At 52.8% G+C, this 20214-nt stretch carries 25 protein-coding genes and 1 pseudogene; 9 read left to right on the forward strand and 17 right to left on the reverse strand.

What is annotated here, in order from left to right; translation table 11 throughout:
- From NTZ04_06920 to NTZ04_06965, 10 genes are all read right to left on the reverse strand, one after another.
- On the reverse strand, positions 1-419 hold a 419-nt coding region (locus NTZ04_06920), incomplete at its 3' end, for an arsenical-resistance protein (GenBank protein ID MCX5992039.1).
- A gap of 139 nt (positions 420-558) precedes the next feature.
- On the reverse strand, positions 559-1473 hold the full coding sequence (locus NTZ04_06925; GenBank protein ID MCX5992040.1) for a hypothetical protein: 915 nt from the start codon (positions 1471-1473) through the stop codon (positions 559-561).
- Between the two features lie 58 nt (positions 1474-1531).
- The gene (locus NTZ04_06930; protein MCX5992041.1) at positions 1532-2365 is read right to left on the reverse strand and encodes a tetrahydromethanopterin S-methyltransferase subunit A; all 834 of its coding nucleotides are present in this window, start codon (positions 2363-2365) and stop codon (positions 1532-1534) included.
- 17 nt (positions 2366-2382) lie between these two features.
- Positions 2383-3072: a sulfite exporter TauE/SafE family protein gene (locus NTZ04_06935; GenBank protein MCX5992042.1), complete on the reverse strand. Its 690-nt coding sequence runs from the start codon at positions 3070-3072 to the stop codon at positions 2383-2385.
- Positions 3073-3486: a thioredoxin family protein gene (locus NTZ04_06940; protein MCX5992043.1), complete on the reverse strand. Its 414-nt coding sequence runs from the start codon at positions 3484-3486 to the stop codon at positions 3073-3075.
- Positions 3487-3492: 6 nt separating this feature from the next.
- The gene (locus tag NTZ04_06945; protein MCX5992044.1) at positions 3493-3885 is read right to left on the reverse strand and encodes a thioredoxin family protein; all 393 of its coding nucleotides are present in this window, start codon (positions 3883-3885) and stop codon (positions 3493-3495) included.
- 201 nt (positions 3886-4086) lie between these two features.
- Positions 4087-4359, reverse strand: coding sequence for a hypothetical protein (locus tag NTZ04_06950; GenBank protein ID MCX5992045.1), 273 nt, complete (start codon positions 4357-4359; stop codon positions 4087-4089).
- Between the two features lie 133 nt (positions 4360-4492).
- A complete protein-coding gene (locus NTZ04_06955; protein ID MCX5992046.1) occupies positions 4493-4759 on the reverse strand; it encodes a thioredoxin family protein in 267 nt (88 codons plus the stop codon).
- A 76-nt stretch (positions 4760-4835) separates the two neighbouring features.
- Positions 4836-5924: a permease gene (locus NTZ04_06960; GenBank protein ID MCX5992047.1), complete on the reverse strand. Its 1089-nt coding sequence runs from the start codon at positions 5922-5924 to the stop codon at positions 4836-4838.
- 68 nt (positions 5925-5992) lie between these two features.
- Entirely contained in the window at positions 5993-6355 is a 363-nt protein-coding gene (locus tag NTZ04_06965; protein MCX5992048.1) for a metalloregulator ArsR/SmtB family transcription factor, read from the reverse strand.
- A 533-nt stretch (positions 6356-6888) separates the two neighbouring features.
- Here NTZ04_06965 and NTZ04_06970 point away from each other — a divergent pair.
- Both NTZ04_06970 and NTZ04_06975 read left to right on the forward strand, forming a co-directional pair.
- Positions 6889-7743, forward strand: a complete 855-nt coding sequence (locus tag NTZ04_06970; GenBank protein ID MCX5992049.1) for a DegV family protein — start codon at positions 6889-6891, stop codon at positions 7741-7743.
- 136 nt (positions 7744-7879) lie between these two features.
- The gene (locus NTZ04_06975) at positions 7880-9361 is read left to right on the forward strand and encodes a hypothetical protein (GenBank protein ID MCX5992050.1); all 1482 of its coding nucleotides are present in this window, start codon (positions 7880-7882) and stop codon (positions 9359-9361) included.
- 7 nt (positions 9362-9368) lie between these two features.
- Here the strand turns inward: NTZ04_06975 and NTZ04_06980 are convergent, their stop codons facing one another.
- From NTZ04_06980 to NTZ04_06995, 4 genes are all read right to left on the reverse strand, one after another.
- Positions 9369-10028 carry a methyltransferase domain-containing protein gene (locus NTZ04_06980; protein MCX5992051.1) on the reverse strand — a complete coding sequence of 220 codons (660 nt, stop codon included), beginning with the start codon at positions 10026-10028 and terminating at the stop codon, positions 9369-9371.
- A 27-nt stretch (positions 10029-10055) separates the two neighbouring features.
- Positions 10056-11072 carry an MBL fold metallo-hydrolase gene (locus tag NTZ04_06985; GenBank protein MCX5992052.1) on the reverse strand — a complete coding sequence of 339 codons (1017 nt, stop codon included), beginning with the start codon at positions 11070-11072 and terminating at the stop codon, positions 10056-10058.
- 225 nt (positions 11073-11297) lie between these two features.
- Positions 11298-11675, reverse strand: a complete 378-nt coding sequence (locus NTZ04_06990; protein ID MCX5992053.1) for an RNA-binding protein — start codon at positions 11673-11675, stop codon at positions 11298-11300.
- Positions 11676-11793: 118 nt separating this feature from the next.
- Positions 11794-12117: a zinc-ribbon domain containing protein gene (locus tag NTZ04_06995; GenBank protein MCX5992054.1), complete on the reverse strand. Its 324-nt coding sequence runs from the start codon at positions 12115-12117 to the stop codon at positions 11794-11796.
- Between the two features lie 277 nt (positions 12118-12394).
- Between NTZ04_06995 and NTZ04_07000 the strand changes: the two genes are divergently transcribed.
- Positions 12395-12607, forward strand: a complete 213-nt coding sequence (locus NTZ04_07000; protein ID MCX5992055.1) for a hypothetical protein — start codon at positions 12395-12397, stop codon at positions 12605-12607.
- Positions 12608-12732: 125 nt separating this feature from the next.
- Here NTZ04_07000 and NTZ04_07005 read toward each other — a convergent pair whose 3' ends face one another.
- On the reverse strand, positions 12733-13404 hold the full coding sequence (locus NTZ04_07005; GenBank protein ID MCX5992056.1) for a histidinol phosphate phosphatase domain-containing protein: 672 nt from the start codon (positions 13402-13404) through the stop codon (positions 12733-12735).
- A 71-nt stretch (positions 13405-13475) separates the two neighbouring features.
- Between NTZ04_07005 and NTZ04_07010 the strand changes: the two genes are divergently transcribed.
- The 5 genes from NTZ04_07010 (at position 13476) to NTZ04_07030 (ending at position 18307) form a co-directional block, all read left to right on the forward strand.
- Positions 13476-13967, forward strand: coding sequence for a universal stress protein (locus NTZ04_07010; protein MCX5992057.1), 492 nt, complete (start codon positions 13476-13478; stop codon positions 13965-13967).
- Positions 13968-13988: 21 nt separating this feature from the next.
- Complete coding sequence (locus tag NTZ04_07015; protein MCX5992058.1) at positions 13989-15086, forward strand: inositol-3-phosphate synthase; 1098 nt, start codon at positions 13989-13991, stop codon at positions 15084-15086.
- A 29-nt stretch (positions 15087-15115) separates the two neighbouring features.
- Positions 15116-16234 carry a glycosyltransferase family 4 protein gene (locus tag NTZ04_07020; GenBank protein ID MCX5992059.1) on the forward strand — a complete coding sequence of 373 codons (1119 nt, stop codon included), beginning with the start codon at positions 15116-15118 and terminating at the stop codon, positions 16232-16234.
- Positions 16235-16846, forward strand: a complete 612-nt coding sequence (locus NTZ04_07025) for a CDP-alcohol phosphatidyltransferase family protein (protein ID MCX5992060.1) — start codon at positions 16235-16237, stop codon at positions 16844-16846.
- A gap of 177 nt (positions 16847-17023) precedes the next feature.
- Entirely contained in the window at positions 17024-18307 is a 1284-nt protein-coding gene (locus NTZ04_07030) for an adenylosuccinate synthase (GenBank protein ID MCX5992061.1), read from the forward strand.
- Positions 18308-18355: 48 nt separating this feature from the next.
- On the opposite strand, the gene NTZ04_07035 is transcribed toward NTZ04_07030, so the two are convergent.
- Positions 18356-18616: a hypothetical protein gene (locus NTZ04_07035; protein ID MCX5992062.1), complete on the reverse strand. Its 261-nt coding sequence runs from the start codon at positions 18614-18616 to the stop codon at positions 18356-18358.
- A 239-nt stretch (positions 18617-18855) separates the two neighbouring features.
- Here NTZ04_07035 and NTZ04_07040 point away from each other — a divergent pair.
- Positions 18856-19311 (forward strand): annotated as a pseudogene (locus NTZ04_07040) (universal stress protein).
- A 202-nt stretch (positions 19312-19513) separates the two neighbouring features.
- Here the strand turns inward: NTZ04_07040 and NTZ04_07045 are convergent.
- A complete protein-coding gene (locus tag NTZ04_07045; protein MCX5992063.1) occupies positions 19514-20143 on the reverse strand; it encodes a TetR/AcrR family transcriptional regulator in 630 nt (209 codons plus the stop codon).
- Between the last annotated feature and the right edge of the window lie 71 nt (positions 20144-20214).

The raw sequence follows: 20214 nt of genomic DNA on the forward strand, positions 1-20214 counted from the left end.
TAAACTGAGTAGAAGATTATCTGGAAGATAGAGTTAAAGGCTACCAGCCCGGCGGAATACTCATTATCTGCTCCAGCTAGATCACACCACACAATGACCATGGCGATGCAGCGGGCCAGGCCTATCATGATCAGGCCTATCATGTATTCGGGCATCGGCCAGAGAAAGCCAAGAAAGAGAATCGCCAGGAAAAACATCAGCAGCGGGCCGATGATCCAGTTCTGCACCAGAGAGAGCACCAGCACCCTCCAGTCACGGAAAACGCGGCCCATCTCCTCGTACCTCACCTTGGCCAGCGGCGGGTACATCATCAAGATGAGGCCCACGGCAATCGGGATGGAGGTAGTGCCCACCTGGAGACGGGTGATCGTATCGGCCACCTTGGGAACGAAGTTGCCCAGAGCCACGCCCAGGCCCATCGCCAGGAATATCCACAGCGTCAGGAAGCGGTCGAGTAGGGAAAGCCGCCTGACCACACCTTGCGGCTCAGTGTCTCCTATCGGTGATCTCCCTTATTCCATAAGATTGTCTTCAGTGGTATGCCCCCCACAATTTATGTCATGTTCTGCTGGCCAGAACCTCGTCAATAGCAGCTATCAAATCCGCTTCATTCAGCGGACCTTCAAGGCGCCAGGGCTCTATGTATCCTCCCCTTTTCTTACCAGTGATCACCAGGGTGGTCGGGAAGATATGCACATTGAATTCTTCTACAGCGATATGCACATTGAGTTCTTCTTCAGCGTTGGGCTGCTGTTCACAATTGACCCGACGGAAAGAAACTGACTGATACTGTTGCTCCAGATCCATGATGATGTCCAAGCCTGCCGGGTTTCCTTTCCGGAAGAACACGACCACGACTTTTTCATACTGCAGATCACTGTCAATATCGGTATCCAGCTTGCTCTTTGGTGTGCCCCATAGCGAGACCGCCACTATCATGGCAATAACGATGATGGTTACCCCGAGTACAAATCTGGCCGACCCGCGCAGGCCCGGGATATCCTTTCCTTTCCCCAGAAAGCGCCCCAGGCCCAAAGAGTTCGCCTTGGCCCGGTGATACAGCAACAGCGCTGCCACCAGCAGCATGGCAATATCGATCGCCAAAGCAGCAGGGTGGCTCAGTCGGACCAATCCTCCCAGGCAGTCACAGGCCTCGCCTACGTAGCGGAACAGGGCATAGATATTAGCCACAGTGAAGCTGGCGATTAGTGGAATACAGACTGCAGATGCAAATACGGAGAATATCCCCAGGACCAAGGAGCACCCGATGAATAGCTCCGCCCAGGGCAGCACGGTGCCATAGAACCGGGCCAGGCCATCGGGCAGCATGCCATACTTCAGAACAGCATCAATGAATAAGTCTTGGTGCTGCAGCTTGCCAACGGCCGAGACAACAAAGAGCACGCCCAGAGCCAGGCGTAGAACGGTAACCGGCCATACATTCCCCGTAATCTGTCTCAGACTGATTTTCATTTTCCCCCCTGTGAACAGGATATCCCCAACCCCTTCGTACCCCCGCTATAGTTTATCGTCATTTCAGAAGCTTAGCCAACGCCTGGCGGTCAGCGGCATACTCCGGCTGATCTAACAAAGGACAATCTTCAAGGCATACCTTACCCCTGACCAGCTCGATAGCAAAGGCAAGGCACGTCGGTTTGCCGCACTTCCTACAATTGGTCCTGGGCAGGAGCCTTTGGAGCGTAAACCCCATGCTCAAATTTGCCTTACCGGGTTCCATGCTCTGCTGGGGCTGGGCTAACCTGGACACGATTTTATGCAATATCGCTGGCTCCGGATATGCCCCCATGTCGTAGAGAGTATGGCCCATGAATATTACCGGGTTCTCCTGGTAACAGCTCCAGACCGCCTTCTCTATCACCTTGGGGCTAAGCCCAGGGGTCCTCACATCACTTTCTCCCGGCTGGCACAGGAGGTTGATGATACTGACGATCTGCTTGTTGAACCTCCCTATCACTTCCAGGGAGATATTGCTCAGATATGGGGTCGGGGCTTCAGAGCCTATGATGTGCTTCTTGTCATCCACCCCGTTTTGCTTCAGTGCCAGCAACGATTCTCCCGGGAGGTGTCCGTTGGACTCCCTGCCACACAGAACGATATAGCGGATGTTCGGGTTGGCCACAATGTTGCAGATAACTTTCTCCAGCCCAATGTTTTCTGTTTGCAGCATACCCGATATGGCAGCGCCGGCATCCACACCGGCCATCACCATTTCGTTCAATTCAGAGGGTATGGCAGAATCAAAGGTGTCCAGAATAACGCAGACAGCCACCGGAGAGTAATCATTACCCCTTACATAGCGGCCTTCTTCTGGAGGATAGCTATCCGCGGGCTTGACTTTGAGCACCTGATGTCAACTCCTCTTTAGAACAGATAGACAAGCAAATAGACTCCTGCACCTATCAGGAACAGTCCTCCAACTTTCTTGGAGTAGTTGGAAAAATTGGCAATACCTTTGGACTCCAGTACCCTCTGGGCAAGGCCCGCCGATATGCCCGCGCCCAAAACCAGAATCCAGTGCCCCAGGGCATATGCCAGCAGCAGACCACCACTGTAGGCAATCCGCTTCTGGGTGGCAGCAAAGGTCAATATAACTGCCAGCACCGGTGTAGCACAGGGGGACGCCACGATGCCGAAGAAGAGCCCCATGAGAAAGGCTCCCAGCAATGCCTTCCGCTTCGGCATGAAACGCTGCGACATGCCAACGTTGAACTTGAATACACCAAGCAGAAACAGCCCCAAAATGATAGCCACAGGCGGGAGGACATACTTCCAGAATCCGCCGACATCCCCGAATAGTCTGCCTAAGGCTCCCGCGATGACACCGAGGATGGTGAAGGTTATGGTGAGGCCAAGGGTGAAGACCAGGGAATACTGAATGGCCTTCTTCGGCGAACCTTCTGAGTAGCCGCTGACAAAGCCAATGACCAGCGGGATCATGGCCAGGACACAGGGGCTGGCGCTGGAGATGACTCCGGCCAGAAAGCAGGCCGGAAAGGCCACCCAGCCATGATTCTGGACAATGTTGCCGAGGGTTTCCAGCCAAGTGTCCACCTACAACAATCCCAATTCCTCTAAATGAGCCATGATTTCCTCCTTGGGCCAGAATCCGACATGCCTGGTTACCTCCTGCCCGCTGGTGTCAAAGAAAATCTGCGTGGGAATCAGCGAGATAGCGTACCGGTTGGCAAGATCAGGCTGTTTGAATACGTCCACAAACGACATATTCAATCTGTCACCGTACTCTGCCGCCAGCTCCTCCAGGATTGGCTTCATCCTCTTACATGGGATGCAGGTGGCCGCTCCGAACTCAGCTACGGTCGGTTTCCCGTTACTCAACGCCTCTTCCAGCGGAGTCGCGCCCACCCAGGCACTACTGTCACCCTTGGAGCAAGCAACAGACAGCACCAGTGAGACCATAAGGGAAACCAACAGAATGAGACTTATGCTTGCTTTCGTTCTAATCATTACAGACTACACTACCCCCATCCCGGTTAACCGGTCGATCATCTCCTCTTTCGTGGATGCACCCACAATTCGTTTCACCTCTGCCCCGCTGCTGTCGAAAAACACCTGCGTTGGTGTCAGCATGATTCCGTATTGACTGGCAAGATACTTGTGCTCGCTTACGTCAATGGTCACGACATTGCACCTGCCATCGTACTCAACGGCCAGCTCCTCCAGGATGGGTTTTATGTTCTTGCACGCGCATTCTTGCCCGACGAAGCCGGCCAGTGTCGGCTTGCCACTGGCCAAGGCATCATCCAATATACTGCCAGAAGTGGTACTCTGAGAGCAGGCACTAACCACCGTCAGCAGCACTATCACGGCAACCGCCAGACCAAGGTATGCTTTCCTGTTGGCCATTTCACCCCCCCTTTCCCCATCAAAAGTAGAATGCCCAAGCTAATCGATGCCCTCATCCGCGACGCAAATCCGAGCCGGTTGAGTATAGAGATCGTCTTTGTGCTTTCTTCTCGTCCATCCATTTCCTAATTGGGCAGGACGACTTGATCAACCACAACAGGATGAATCGCCGCTGTCACGAGCGGCTGTGCTTGATCCCCCTCAGGTGCAACCGCTTCCGGCAATGGCACTCTCAGACGCCTCTTGCTTTGCCTGTTCATCATGCGTCGAAGGCCGGTCAGGGCGCGCCTGGTACTTACGGATCTTCTCGATGATCTCCTCATTTCGAGGCAGTCGCCCGCCCTCTCTGCGATTGGAGTAAACCACCCCGTCATCAACGTACACGTCAAACAGGCCGACGGGACCCTTCTTCAGATCCGGCACAATGCCAAGCTCCTTTTCGATAGCAGTCGCCAAACTGGCGGCTGTAGCCAAGAAGCCTCACTCAGCACAGTAGACGATCTCGACCTTTGTTGGTTTCCGTACTTTGTCTGTCTTACTCATGACATTCCTCCTTCTGCAATTTCGCCTTGCGATTCAAACCGTCCCCATAGGAGAGCTTGCCTCCCTACTTTTTCTGGCTTCGTTCCTCTTTCTCCATGGCGTTGATAATCAATTGGGTTACCTCTGCCTTATTCGGCACCCGACCGGAGCAGACCAGTTCTTCGTTGATCACCAGTCCTGGGGTGGCCAGGATAGGGTAACTCATGATCTTCTTGATGTCCTTCACCTCCTCAATGCTGGCGTCAATGGCCAGATCCTTCACCACTTCTCGCACCACCTTCTCCAGCTTCTGGCAGTTGGCACATCCGGGCCCCAATGTCTTAATGTTCACAATTACCTCCTCTTGAAATGAAACTCAATTTACCAAATCGGTTGTCATATTTCACTCGAATCTTGATCGGATTCATTTACAGAATGGCATTAAAGAGGTAGCCGATGATTATTATGCCTATCGCTACTACTCCGACAAATACGGCAATGAGTTGCCATTTAAGCACCTTGCGCAAGATCATTGTCTCTGGAAGCGAAAGCCCAATGACGGCCATCATGAAGGCGAGCGCTGTCCCCAGTGCCGCGCCTTTCTCTATGAGCGCCTGCACCACCGGCATAATACCTGCTGCATTGGAATACATGGGCACACCAATCACCACGGCTGCGGGTACGCTCCACCACGCCCCTTTACCCATAAACCTGGCCAGAACACCTTCCGGCACATACCCGTGAATGGCAGCGCCAACGCCGATTCCGATCAGAACGTATGGCCAGACCTTGCTGACAATATCACGCACGGCGTTCAGGCCGTAGCGTATCCTGTCCTCAAGTGTCATGTTTGGTGCTATGGACGAGGCTTGAGCCATCTGGATTTCAGAAACCCAGCCCTCGATGTACTTTTCCATCTTGAGTTTGCCTATTACCCATCCGGCAATGATAGCTATGGCCATCCCGGTAGCCACATAGATCAGACCAATGCGGAAGCCGAACAATCCAATGAGTAGAACCAGGGCCACCTCATTGATCATTGGAGAGGCGATCAGGAAGGTGAATGTAACGCCCAGAGGGACTCCCGCCTCCACAAAGCCAATGAAGAGCGGGACAGCCGAGCAGGAACAGAACGGTGTCACTACGCCTAGCCCACCGGCAAGCACGTTGCCCACAATCTGACGTTTTCCTGCTAGAATTTGGCGTGTTCGTTCCGGAGTGAAAAAGGACCTGATGATTCCTACCACGAGGACGACCATGCCCAAGAGGAGTATTACTTTCGGTGCATCAAACAGAAAGAAGGCGACACTGCTGCCGAGATGGCTTGAAGGTTCTAGCCTGAATACGTCATACGTAAGGAAATTAGCCACCCTCTGCAGCATGAGGTAGACGAATAGCCATACGGCAAACCCGATACCAAGCTTGATGAACAGCTTGGCCCTGCTCCCTTTTTGCCTGTTGGCACTCAATGGAACGGAAGGGGCGGATTCACAATTGCATCCATCACCTTGTTTCATTATATTTAGACCTCGTTGAATTCTTCCCTAGATGCGCAACAACGCATAAGTAAGATAAAAAGAGGGAACTATGCTACTGCGCACTCCCGTACGCACCCAGCACCAACACGCCTGGCACTCTTGAGCCGCTTCCTGTCCTGCGCCACCAAATCATTGCCCACAAGTCCTTCCCTCACAGCCTCTATCAGATTGGCGTAATAGGGCTTTATTCCCTCTTTATCTATCGAGTACAACGACCACAGACCGTCTTTCCTCAGCTTGAGAAAGCCGGCGTCGCGCAGGATACTGAGGTTGCGCGAAGCCCTGGTCTGAGAGATCTCCAGCGCCTGTATCACCTCGCAGACGCAGCACTCCCTCTCCAGCAACAGGTTCAGTATCCTCAGCCGGGTATCGTCCGACAACGCCTTCATCGCTTTGACCATTTCATGCATCTTGAAACCTCATGTTATATGCGCACCTACGCCTATAGTCTATCACAGCACTGCATCTCCATCAAACAGCCGCGCTGTTACAGCCTAGTGCCTAGTTGCAGAAATAGGCGTCATTCGCCTTGTGAGGGGAGACCCTTCGGCTTCGCTCAGGGTGACATATTGCCCACTGTGTCATTCTGAGCAAAGCGAAAAATCTCGATTGCTACGCTTACTTGTGCAACCAGGCACTAGTCATCTAACCAGCCCCCACACCGGCATTTTCATAGCAATGACACACAGCAAGGTAGTCCGCAGATTATGACAATATGCGATTGATGACGCACGGAAGGGAAGATGATAAGATACAGCAGAAATGCCAACAAAGCAGACCAGATGGGCAATACCCAAAGTAAACCCCACAACATCTGCGATTTTGCGGGGACCCTGCCCTTGCCCAAGGGGATGCTGCGCCCCCTTGGAACTCCAGCAAGTGGTTCTCGCCAGCAAGCTGGTAGGCATAAGAAGATAGCAATGAATGCCGCGGGAGTTAGATAGTGGTCAAGGTGGTGACTGACAGCACTGCAGATATTCCCCCTGAGTTAATAAGAGAGCTGGATATTGCAGTAGTACCGATATATGTGGTGTTCGGAGATAAGGTCTATCGTGATAGAGTGGATATCAGCGAGGAGGATTTCTACCGCAGACTCGTGAGCGATTCCGTCTTCCCTACCACATCAGTGCCTTCTCCAAAAGACTTCGCTGACGTTTACAGCAGGCTGGCTAATGACACGGATGAAATCATCTCCATACACCTCACCTCAAAAGAGAGTGGCATCTACAACTCAGCACTGCTGGGCAAGCAGCTTGTGGAGAAGAAGTGCCATATTGAGGTAGTGGATTCACAGTCGATATCCATGAGCTACGGACTGCTGGCTATGGCTGCGGCAAGGGAAGCCCGTGCCGGGGCTAGCTTGAGCCAGGTGGTCGAATCAGTACGTCGATCCATTCAGCGGATTCATATTCTGTTCCTGGTGGATACCCTCAAGTATGTGGTCAGGGGCGGGCGCATCGGCAAGGCCCAGGGGATGCTGGGGACCGTTCTGGGGGTGAGGCCACTGCTCACCATGCGAGACGGCGATCTCTCAATCAGCGGCATAGCCCGGACGCGTCTCAAGGCTGTACAGCGCCTTTACGATTTTGCCGGAGGTTTCCCAGGGCTCAAGGAGGCAGCCGTGTCATATACCACCAACCGCGACGAGGCAGAGGCACTGGCCAAACGCATAGAGGCAGCTTTCCCCCAGGCACCCGTCTATGTGACCAGGGTTGGACCGGCACTCGGGACCCATGCAGGTCCAGGCGCTATGGGCATAGTCGTCAGTGAAGGGGAGACTCCCCAGGGTGTGAGATAGGGTTTTGTGAGAATACCGCCACGCTTTGAGATACCACCGCAAGCCCATCCATATAAGATAAGATCGAGTTACCTTGACAGACATGGAACAGGAATATAATATAGCCCAGGCAGCAGTCTGAGTTGGAACTAGAATCATGATCTGGTTGAGACGCATTTCAGCTATACCCCTGATCCTCATCTTTGTCGTCATATTCGTCTTCGTGCTCCTCCTTACCCAGTTAAATGGCGCGCTGGGCAATCCCAAGTTCTACAACGACCAATTAAGCCAGGCAGATATGTACAACTGGATCTATGATGACTTTATGCCAGTAGCACTGGATGAAGCACAAGTGGACATGTCTTCAGACATCCCCTTCCCCATAAACGCCATCAAGAGCGATCTCATCGATGCCACCGAGGCAACATTTCCTCCTGAATGGCTCCAGAAACAGGTCGAATCAGCAGACACTAAGCTAATTAGATACGTTCTGGGCGACAAAAACGAGTTCACCATCACTATAGAGCTACGTGACCGCGTCGATCACCTGAAAACAGCTATTCTTGAAATCACCAACCGGCAGGAAATATACGACTACCTGATGTACGAGATAATAACGCCTACCATCATGACCAACCTCGGCTCCGCCGTTAACTTGCCGTTCCAGGTCACTCTGACCAAGCAAGAGATTTTCGAAGCCATTAATGAAGTGCTGCCGCAGAAATGGGTGCAAGAGCACCTAGCAGATGTCATCAACGGTATCGCCGCCTACCTGAAGGGCGGTGACACCATAAACATAGAGATCAACCTGGCCGATAAAAAAACGGCAGCCATGGATATCCTCACAACTCAGACTGACCAGAAGCTGGAGGTTATCTTCAATAGTCTGCCACAGTGCTCGCTGGCGCAGTTCAACCAGATGGTGGCGAACTTGCATCCAGGCAAATTGCCCAGTTGCCGCCCTTCCGGGGTGTCGTATCAGCAATTCAAGACCACACTGAATATCAATGTGGCCGCATCGGTCAACCAGATGATCGGCGATCATATACCAAACTCCTGGGCTTACACCGATGCCCAGTTGAGGCAGTCCTTGGGGGAGGATAATGCAGAGTCCCTAGACAAGGCCCGCGACTTTATAACCAAGGGTGGGGTCATGACCGAGGCAGACCTTAGGGACAAAATTTCAGACAACCCTGAAGATCTCCAGAGATTTGATAACGCCCGTCACTCGATACACACTGCCAGAACCTGGCTGTGGGCTCTCTGGCTGATTCCCCTCCTATTGCTCCTCTTCATTGGTCTCCTGGGTGGCCGAAGCTGGAAGACTAAACTGATCTGGGCACTGGCGGTGCTGTTTGTCACCTGCCTGGTCATATTCATCGCTATTGCCCTAATCCAGAGTAACGTGATAGATCAGCACGCGCAGAGCCTGGTAGGCGACCCGGCGTCGAAACATAGCGCAATGGAGATGGTAATGACCACAAAAGGCAACGAGATAGCCTACAATGTCATCAGCTCCTTTGCCTCAGGGATACAAAACAAAGCGCTGTGTATAATGATATTCTCCGGAGTCCTGATTCTGGGAGTGATCGCTTGGACCGTGATACGGTCAAGAAGGGGCCACTCAGCCAGCAAATAGCGTCCCGTTAGTCATTTCTGGCAGCAATAACAATCTCTACGGGCAATCCCACCATTGATCCCCTCGCACTGCTCAACATCTTGTATCCGGCATCCACTAAACATCCCTCGACATAGATCGGACGGCAATCTGCGTACCTGGGCCACCTCTTATGTGCCCATTCATAAAGCCTCAACATCCCAGAATTCCCGCCTTCCCTGGACATACCAACTACGCCAAACCTGCCCGTTGGCTTCAAAACCCTTTTTACCTCTTCCACCACTATAGGGATCTCCGGGGTATCAAACAGTTCGAGCGTGAAGGACATGAAAACTGCATCAAAACTACTGCTGTGATAAGGTAAGTTCGCCGCATCTCCACAGCACAACTCCACCATACCCGGAGACTCCCCTTTTCGTAACCTTCTCCTGGCGACTTGTATCATACCCGGAGAAAGGTCCAAACCGTATGCTTTGCCCATCCGTCCTACACGGTGAGCAATTCGCTGGAGGCAGCATCCCGAGCCAAAGCCAATCTCCAGCACCGACTCTCCTTCCTTGACAGAAAGACGTTCCAGGGCTTGTTCAGCATGCTTCCGCTCAAAGGCAGCAGTAAGGGGGTCGTAGACTCTGCTGATGCGATCGTAGAAGTGCCTGGCCTCAGCCTTGCTCCTGGGGACTGCTGATATTGCCCGAGGCGTCGATCGGTTTCTTATCTAGCTATTCTCCGCCAGTCTGTAGAGATTGACGCCTTCCCTCTCCACCATGGCTACCCGACCGCGCTGTTCCAGAAGTTGCAGATGAGCCATCGTTTCCCGTACAGCCAGAACCCTGTTGGTGCCATCCATCTGCTCCCACTCGCCCACATCCCATCCCACCTGGCAGGCTATTTCCCAGGGGCTCAAGATATGATCGGATAACGCAGCCACCACCTCATCCAGACGGTGGCTGTGATGCTGCAGAAGCTCATCCACTCGCTGGCTCAGGTGCGTAAAAGGTCTCTCGTGGGCCGGGAGAACCAGTTTCACATCCAGATGCTGCACCTTCCGCAGGGCATTGAGATACTGGCCGAGCTGGTCGTAGCTGGTGAGGTGGCTGGGTGAAATATGAGGAGTTATCTTAACCAGGACATGGTCGCCGGAAAAGAGCACCTTATTCTCTTCATCATAAACGCAGACGTGCCCCGGGCTATGGCCCGGCGTGAGAATGGCACGCAGACGCCCACTCTCTCCAATCGGATTCTCCTCACCCTGAAGCAACAGGTCCACCTCCAGACCCCTGGGGAAGAAATCCCTGCCAAACATCGCTGTCTGCTGGAAAGTCTCCAGTTCCGATGAGGGCACACCGAGAGACCTGACCCAGGGAACCAGCCCATGTATATTCCACTCTTCGGATGAACCGACGATATTCCGGAGGATATTCCAATCATCCTGGTGCATCACTACCCTGGCCCCTGAAGCTGTCCTGACCCTATTAGCCAGCCCACTGTGATCGGGGTGGTAATGGGTAATCAAGAGCCAACGAATGTCCTTCAGGGATATGCCAAGGGAAGCAATCTGGCTACAGAGAACGTCAAAGGAGCCCTTGTCGTTGTAGCCGCTATCCACCATAACCCACCCCTTGTCCTCTCGTACAAGGTAGCAAAGTGTTACCGATTCATGGCCCTGTGACCGCAGCCCCAGAGTAAAGGGGACCTCCAGCATATAGATTCCCGGGGCTACCTGTTGTGGCATTTCCTTCATAATCAGGCTGCGGTGCTTTGCGGGTGGTGCGCTATTCTCAAGTATAACACAAGAAGGAGGATATCTGGCGCTCATCAGTCCGAGCGACAGATCCCTCCTCTACTGCATACGAAACCTCATAGCAGGAGAACCTGTGTTGTCAGGTCTTACGACACTCTTACCCTGAGGATCGACTATAGTCCAAATATATCCCGATGATAGAAAGGACAGAGGCAGTTAGTACCTTCCTCCCCCTCCACCCCTTCCTCCACCACCGCCACCTCCGCCGCCTCTACCACCACCAAAGCCACCACGTCCTCCCCCTCCACCCCTTCCTCCACCTCGCTGAGGCCCACCGCCTCTACCACCAGCAGGTCGTGGACGCGCCTCATTTATATCAAGCGTCCGCCCATTCACCATTTTGGCCTTGAGACCGACAATCGCAGCCTGACCCTCAGTTTTCTCTGGCATCTCGACAAACCCAAAACCTCTGGGCTGACCACTATACCTGTCCCTGACAATGCTAACCGTCTCTACCTTTCCGAAAGGCTCAAACTCATGACGTAACTCATCCTCGGTGGTCTCAGATGACAAATTGCCTACATATATCTTCACCGAATCCTCCTTTCTTCGAACGGGGGTTAGTATACAACTGTTGGTTGTTGGTGACGGAATCAGAACCATCGGAGGCCAGGATAGTACCCCGCCTCCGATGGTAATAGAGGCTAAACGATTAGCGGCTATTCATTCTGACTTTGTCATAGCAGCGGCTGCAATACACCGGTCTGCCATCTCGGGGCTGAAAGGGTACCTGGGTCTCGATGCCGCATTCAGCACATACGGCAGCAAACATCTCGCGATTCGACGATCTGGAACCGCCAAATCCGCCTGATCCGCCAGGGCCATTGCGCTGCGCCCTCTTTGCCTGACGGCACGACGGGCATCGCTTGGGCTCATTGGTATACCCCTTAACTGCAAAGAACTCTTGCTCTTCGGCGGTGAATGTGAAGCTACTTCCACAATCTGCACACTGAAGCGGTTTGTCCACTGGGCTCATTGGATGACCTCCTTTCTTCTCATAGTTGGCTAGAGTTCGGTCATCCAGAGCCTGCAAGAATCGCTAAAAAGGAGTCCTGAGTGGCCGGGTAACCTATGCAATAACCACTGGCCCCAATATACAACAAAAAGTGACCGTATGCAATAGTCTGCACCCGCCAACTACATAATGAGAGAGATTTGTGACCCCGATAGCCTCCATCGAGACACCCCTGCAAGGTCATCTTGGTAGGCTCTAGCTGTAGAGTAAAAACCCACCCGGGGGAATAGGAGGACACATGGATCCGGTGATAACGAGGCACGCCATTGAAAACGGATTTGCCATGTCTGAGCCACTGGCCTTGCTGGCCCTTCTGGCAGCTGTTGCTGCAGGAGTTACGATGACTGCCACAAGTTCACTGGGGGAAGGTTTCACTGAGACGGCCAATGCTGAGCTGGTCAAAGCCCACCCGGCTGTCACCGCTTGGCTGGACAACCTCAACAAACCTTAACTCCAGACTTGGAAGCAGAAGCTACTTCTACGCCACCAATAGCGCTCCCGACGGCACCGGTACGGTGATCCCGAGGAAGAAAGGCACCTCTGTTGGCCAGGCCATCCTCAAGATGAGCCTTCAGCCTACCGGAAGTTGGGAAAGGGCAGCTTGTTGATCAGGGCCAGGGGATTAGCCTCCACTACCAATTGCGCTTCTTTCTCTGCCAAACCAGCGCCTCTCAATATGGCAGCCGCCAGTATTGGTGTGAGCAGATCCGGACTGTCATGAGCATCAGAGTCAAGCACCAGCTTGATACCCGTGACCGCAGCCAGTTGAACAATATGCCCATTGGTCAGGCAATGTCCCTTGCGAGCACTTATCTCAACAAGCACACCATTCGCCGCTGCCAACTTTGCCTCCTCTAAGGTGAGCAGACCGGGGTGGGCCAGAATATCCACATCAGACGACCGGACTGCTGCCAGGTTAGTCCCTTTCTCTACCGGCTCAACTATAGTCTCGCCGTGGACCACCACCAGGCACGCCCCTAATTCCTTGGCCTGCCTTGCCGCCCCGGCAATGGCATTTGCCGGAACATGAGTGAGTTCAACACCAGGGATAGCCACAATGTCCCAGCAGTTCCTGGCTACCCTGCAGTCCTCAACGATTTCGCGGAGCACCCTCTCCATCGAGCCCGGACCAACGTGGTCAGTGAGCGCAATACCACGGTAGCCGTTCTCTGCTGCCCGCCGTATCAGCTCAAGAGGTGAGAGCTCTCCATCGCTCAATGAGGTGTGAGTATGGAAGTCGTAGATCATACCTTGCCTCAAAACATGGTTTGGGTATATAACTATAGCATTGAAAAAAATGCCAGACAAGCAGGCGTACTATGCAGCATAGGCCAAGTTTCAAGAGATTATTAGTTCCATTGGATGGCTCAAAACTCGGGGAGGCATCCTTGCCATATGTGGAGGAACTGGCCACCATAGCACAGGCAGAAGTCATCTTGCTCAAGGTCGTGAGGCCACAATACGACGTCGCTCTCGCCGAGTCGTATTCCTCCCATCTTGCCCAAATATCGAAGGAATACCTCGCCCATGCCTCAGCCGCCGCCAATGAATACCTGAACTCCATTAAAGAAAACCTGACAAAGAGAGGAATAACAACCCATGCCGTTGTAGATGTAGGCTCACCAGCCGAAAGGATCATTTCCTGCGCCAGGGAAAAACACGCTGACCTTATCGTTCTCTCCACCCATGAACACCCGGGTGTCGGCCAGCGGCTACTCGGCAGCGTAACCTATAAATTACTCCATTACACGGATAAACCGGTTTTCCTCGTCACATCATCCGCTAAGTCAGCGACTCATACAGAGATTTAAGGGAAAAGGGGGCGTACAAACTTGGGAAAAATAAATGTGGCCATAATAGGTGTGGGCAACTGTGCCTCCTCTTTGGTTCAGGGTGTTTACTTCTATCGTGATGCACGAGATGACATCTTCGTACCGGGCTTGATGCATCCCACCCTCGGGGGATACCACATCCGCGACATCCATTTTGTAGCTGCTTTCGATATTGACAAGAATAAGGTGGGGAAGGACCTGGCAGAGGCTATCTATACTCCCCCCAACAATACCTTCAAGTTCTGCGAAGTACCTCTTAGCGGAGTAAAGGTTCACCGGGGGATGACCCATGATGGGCTGGGAAAATACCTCTCACAGGTCATCACCAAGGCCCCGGGTTCCACAGCCAATATCGTTAACATCCTCAAAGAGACGAAAACCGATGTGGTCTTGAGTTATCTCCCCGTCGGAAGCGAAGCAGCAACCAAATGGTATGTGGAACAGATCCTCGATGCTGGTTGCGGCTTTGTCAATTGCATCCCTGTATTCATCTCCCGGGAGAATTACTGGCAGGAGCGCTTTGCTGAACGAGGATTGCCAGTCATAGGGGATGATATTAAGTCTCAGGTCGGCGCCACCATCACACACAGGGTGCTCACCAGGCTCTTCCGAGAGCGAGGTGTTAAGCTCGAGAGAACCTATCAGCTCAACTTCGGTGGGAATACCGACTTCTACAATATGCTGGAACGAGAGCGCCTGGAGTCAAAGAAGATTTCTAAGACCAACGCAGTGATATCACAACTGGACTATGAACTTGAACCCGGCAATGTCCATGTTGGACCAAGCGACTATGTCCCCTGGCTCACCGACCGCAAGTTCTGCTACATTCGTATGGAGGGAACAACCTTCGGCAACGTCCCCCTGAATCTCGAGCTTAAACTCGAGGTGTGGGACAGCCCCAACTCAGCAGGGATAGTCATCGACGCTATAAGATGCTGTAAGCTGGCCCTGGAGAGAGGCCTCAGCGGGTCACTGGTTGCTCCTTCGGCCTGCTTCATGAAATCGCCTCCCATCCAATATACGGATGACGAGGGGCATCGAATGCTAGAAGAATTCATTGCCGGGACAAACAACGAGACCCTGCCACCAAAGAAATAATCTACAAGGGATGGCTTGCTTCCTAGGCGATGAATATTGGATTGGTCTCCCCCTACGACTATGCTTACCCCGGTGGGGTTAATACCCATATCTCAAACCTTGCCATCAATTTGGCAGGACTCGGGCATCACGTAAAAATCCTTGCCCCTTGTTCAAGCAAGAAAGATCTTCCCACTAACGCAGATATCATCCCTTTGGGCACGACAATCCCTTATCCATCCAACGGCTCCGTGGCCCGCTTCACCCTGTCCTGGTGGCTAATGCCTAAAGTGAAGTCAATCCTCGATCAGGAGAAATTCGACATACTCCATTTCCATGAGCCACTGTTCCCTTCCTTACCCTGGATGGTGCTCCCCTATTCCCGATCCATCAACGTGGCTACATTTCATGCGTACTACAAACGCTCTATTGGTTACTCATTTTGGAAACCACTCCTGAAGAGGTTCTATAACAAGCTTGACGGCAAGATCACCGTTTCTGAACCAGCAAAGAAGTTCGTTTCCAGGTATTTCCCCGGCGACTACCGTGTGATACCACACGGCGTCGATCTGGAACACTTCTCAACACAAGCAGCGCCAATTGAGAATTTTTGCGACGGCAGATTGAATATCTTGTTCGTCAGCCGGCTTGAGGAAAGAAAAGGGGTAAGATATCTCCTCAAGGCATACAAGAGAGCCAAGGAATATCTTCCTCAATCAAGGCTTATCATGGTCGGCCCCGGCGATAGATCACGTCGGGAATATGAAAGATGGGTCAAAGCTGTGAAATTAGAGGATGTTGTCTTCACCGGTCATGTAGCCTACGCCGATTTGCCGCGCTATTACCATACCGCAGATATTTGTTGTATGCCGGCTATCGGACAGGAAAGTTTTGGGCTCGTTTTGCTCGAGGCTATGGCTGCCGGCAAACCCATTATCGCCTCCAACATCGAGGGTTATGCCAGTGTCTTAAGGGATGGCGTTGAGGGATTGCTGGTGAAACCAAAGGATGAAAAGGCACTGGCCAATGCCATGGTTTCTCTGGCCAACGACAAGAATCTCAGACAACAGCTGGGCAGCAATGGAAGAAACAAAGCACAGGCACATAACTGGAAGTCCGTCGCTCAAAGAACAGTGGATTTTTACATGGAGTTGTCGGGGGCAAAATAGTTGATCAATCTGTCGGAAGCGCGTCACAAGCTCGCCGAGCGCATCACTACACCCATCGTTCGAATGCTCTGCAAGACGGGGGTGACGCCGAATGTGCTAACAGTAACAGGTTTTCTGGTGAGCGTTGCTGCCGCGGCGGCACTGGCGAAGGGATACTTTCTAGCCGGAGGACTGCTGGTGCTCTTCTCCGGAGTTTTCGACCTTCTTGATGGCCCACTGGCCCGGGCGAGAGGGCAGACCACGCAATTCGGAGCCATGCTTGATTCCAGTCTTGACCGTCTTTCCGAGGCAGCAGTATTCCTCGGTCTCCTCATTCACTATGCCAATCAGGGCAGTACATGGGAGATCTTGCTACCATACATTGCCTTTGTAGGCTCAGTCATGGTCAGCTATATCAGGGCCAGATCTGAGGGGCTAGGCATAAAATGCGAGGTGGGGGTATTCACCCGAGCAGAGCGGGTCATCGTCCTGGCAGTGGGACTCATTATCAGCCACTGGATCAGCAAGGCCGTGCCTGTCACGCTAGGTATATTAGCCACACTCGCCTTTGTAACAGTCATACAGCGCCTCTTCCACACACAACAACTCAAAAGGGAAAGGCCCACAATATGAATGATCGGACTCTCCCGTGGGGCTTTATCAGGGTCGTTCTCCCAGCTATCACCATTATCAGTGGCCTTGCTATTAGTGTGGCCTTGCCCTACTATTGGTGGGGCAAAAATTACATGCGCCAATATTAAGCTCGCACGTTTTAACGCTATTGAGGATTACCCCGATTTTTGAGGTTGCATGCCAGTAATCGCTGTTATAGGAGCCCTATGGGGGGATGAAGGGAAGGGCAAGATTGTTGACCTGCTTGCCGAGAAAGCAGATATGGTGGTTCGTTTCTCCGGTGGGCCGAACGCAGGACACACCGTACACAACCCTTTCGGCAAGTTCAGTCTCCATTTAATTCCATCGGGTATCTTCTATCCCCATACAACCTGCCTTATTGGCAATGGTGTAGTGGTCTCCCCGTCTGTGCTCCTTGGCGAACTGGAGCAACTCTGGGGAAAAGGAATAGACACCTCAAGGCTGTTCATCAGCACCCGCGCCCACCTTATCATGCCATACCACGTTCTTTTGGATAAGCTGGAGGAGGAGGCAAAAGGTGCCAAGGCGCTGGGCACCACCCGCAGCGGTGTGGGCCCAGCCTATGCGGATAAGGTCGCCCGCCTGGGGATTCGAATCGGAGACCTCGCCGACAAAGGAGAGTTGCTCCATAGACTCCGTCCTGTCCTCGAACAGAAGAATCTGATCCTGACCAAGGTGTACGAAGTCCCCCCGCTCTCCCTCGAGGATATCTACGATCAGTACTGCCAATATGCGGAGCGCTTGGCTCCCTTTATCTGTGAAACTGAGCTGATGGTCAGGCAAGCCGTGGAAAGAGGCGACCTGATATTACTAGAGGGAGCGCAGGGTACTCTCCTCGATGTCGACTTTGGCACCTATCCCTATGTTACCTCTTCTTCAGTTTCAGCTGCGGCAGCTTTTGCAGGGTTAGGGCTAAGCCCAACCAGAATCGACTACATTCTGGGCGTCATGAAATCCTATACCACCAGGGTAGGCGCAGGCCCCATGCCTACGGAGCTTCGGGATGAGACTGGAGAGTTGATTCGAGAAATAGCTCAGGAATATGGGGCAACAACAGGGCGACCGCGCCGTTGCGGCTGGTTTGATGCAGTCGCCGCCCGCTACAGCACCTTGCTTAATGGCTTCAGCGGAATTGCCCTTACTCGCCTTGATGTCTTGGACACTTTTGCCTCTATCAAGATATGCATCGGTTACAAGGTAAATGGTCAGACTATCAATCAATTCCCCAGTAGCTCACTACTACTCGAAAGATGCCAACCGGTGTACGAGGAGGTGCCTGGCTGGCAATCCCCAACAGCCCACCTGCGCCGTTTCGGAGATCTGCCGCCACTAGCTCAATCCTACGTAAGAAAGCTGGAGAATCTTGTCGGTTGCCCCATCGATATCATTTCCGTTGGCCCCCAGCGCGAAGAAACCATCACAGTAAGACCTGTCCCGTAAAAGATAGCACAGGTTACTTGAGATAAACCATTACTATGGTATCTCCATTCAACTGACGAATTCCTGGTGGCTCTTGATTGGACTGATTCTCACTGCAATTATCTTCGTTATCCGCATTCCTGTCGTTCGTCTCTCGGCCCCCAGGTCTATCCCCAAGGAGGACGCATCTCTCATGGCAGTACTGGTGCCCAGAGGATTGGCCGCCGCTGTGTTGGCTCTCATCCCAATTCGTGAGGGCGTTGCTGGTGGTGACCTCATCCAGAGTGTCACCTTTGCTGTGGTTCTATTCAGTATCGTTTTGATGTCCATTCTAATCTTCCTCCTGCAGAGAACGCCGTTCTCGAAGTTGTATGCATTGATGTTCTCGGGGTTTGCAGTGCCTGTCCAGCCATTGACTGCAACAGGCAAGAATCCAAGCGATAGCGGACAGCTCGGGCCATGAAGACTGTTTGTATCACGCCCCTGCAATATGCTAAAGTCGTTTCTATCTCAGGAGACTTCAACCGAATTTCAGTAGTATTGAGATATTGATATTGAAGGGGGCCGGAATGTACGAAAACATACTCGTGTGTTTAGATGGTTCCAATCTGGCAGAACAAATTCTGCCTCATGTGACGGAGCAGGCCAGCCGTTTCGGTAGCAGGGTAGTACTCATAGAAGTAGTTGCCGACGTACCGATTACCGTTGCGCCGGGAGACCCGCAGGTCGTCGTCGAACAGTTTGGCCGAATTCCGAGGGCAAAGCATGAAGCCGAGAGCTAGCTGAAGTCTGTGGCAGAACTGCTACGAGGGAAAGGCCTGAAAGTGGAGTGTGTTGTTCTGGAAGGACCTGTCGGGGAGACGATCAGCCAGTATGCCGAAAAGAGTGGACTGGATCTTATTGCTATTGCCACTCATGGCCGCAGTGGCTTGGGGAGAGCGGTGTTTGGCAGTGTAGCAGACTATGTATTGAGGCACTCGAGGTTGCCCGTCCTGTCCATAAGACCGCGAGCTACTGGGAAATAGTGCACCTATCATCACGCAACTGAATCACGGCAGGGCCAGAGGATCCCTACCTAGTTTCCCTGGAGTAATAGAGAGCTGCGAATACCGCCTTAGCTATAGTCGTTCTGGGCGGCGTTGTTCTCCTCGCTCATCTGTTCACCGAAATCTTCAGCCTCTCCAAGCTCCCCGATGTTCTCTGGTTAATCTTGATCGGCCTTCCATGCTAGGCTTGCCTTCGTCTATCACTGACAATGGATCCTCGCAACATGCTCCAGAGAGAAAGGTATCGTTGTTCAAGGTTGAAGCTGTAATTGCCCAGAGCCCACCTGTTGACCAGCCCCTGTATGGCAGCAGTGACAAGAGTTGCGGCCTCTTCCGGGTCGATGTCTTTCCGTATTTCTCCGGCCTTGATCCCCTCTGATAAAATGTCCCGAATATGACCAGTGTACCTGTCCAGGGCCTCTGATGCCTGCCTATTTAACTTCTTGTCCCCCAGGCTGATGACTTCAGCAATGACCTGGAAAGAGACGCCCTTCCTCTGTTCAATGGCAGATATGTGATTCTTCAGCGAACTGTCGAGGATCTCCAGCGGCGTGTGCCCGGCAACAGCAGCACCACCTTCCCTGATGTCTCTCACCAGGTCTTCTTCCACACGCTCGACCATCAGGGACAGGATATCACGCTTGCTCTTGAAGTGCCTGTAGAGAGCGCCTTCGGAGACCCCGATCTCCTTGGCGATTCTTCTGACCGTGAGGTGCTCACTGCCATATTTGACCGTTAGAGTTCTGGCGGCGTCGGCTATCTGCGTTCGCCGCACCTCCGTGCTCTGGCGTCTTTGAACCTTTTTTGACACAGTTGCCGCGCTCCGACGTCCTGATGACAATCCAGGCTTATCTTACTCTTAACGGAGCACGAAACACAAGA

This window comes from Chloroflexota bacterium (genome assembly GCA_026389585.1).
In the GTDB taxonomy this organism is placed as follows: Bacteria; Chloroflexota; Dehalococcoidia; order UBA2247; family RBG-13-53-26; genus JAPLHP01.